The 462-nt window shown below is 61.5% G+C and carries 1 pseudogene; it reads left to right on the top strand.

Features of this window, described 5'->3' with window-relative positions:
* Positions 1 to 235 precede the first annotated feature (235 nt).
* Positions 236 to 462 (top strand): annotated as a pseudogene (locus EN781_RS33865) (ABC transporter substrate-binding protein); the annotation flags it as partial.

The raw sequence follows: 462 nt of genomic DNA, 5'->3' as shown, positions 1-462 counted from the left end.
GGCCGAGGCCAAGCCTGCGGAAGGCGCCGCGCCGGCCGAGGGCGCCGCGCCCGCCAAGCCGGCGGCACCCGCTCAATAAACAATTTGTCATAAAGACATCCTCAGAAAAGCCGGGTTCGTCCCGGCTTTTCTGTTAGGAAAACAGCATGTGCGGCGACAAAGCCTGCGCATTGCGGTTTCCACGGTCGTCAAATGATCTAGATTGCCGGTGGGGATTGTTCGCAGAGGAGAACGCATGACGGTTGGCCGAACGCTTCTCAACTCCGTGCTGGTCGCGGCCGCCCTTGCCGGCAGCCTGCAGGCCGGCTTCGCGGATGAATGGCGCACCACCTCCTCGCTGATCGGCGACTCCAAATACGGCGACAACTTCCAGCACTACGACTATGTCAATGCGGACGCGCCGAAGGGCGGCACCTACAATTCCGTCGTTCTCGGCACCTTCGACAGCTTCAACCCCTACAT

Source organism: Mesorhizobium sp. M4A.F.Ca.ET.090.04.2.1 (assembly GCF_003999085.1).
Lineage (GTDB): Bacteria > Pseudomonadota > Alphaproteobacteria > Rhizobiales > Rhizobiaceae > Mesorhizobium.
Note: the sequence above shows the minus strand (reverse complement) of the source record. Positions and strands in the feature narration are given on the sequence as shown.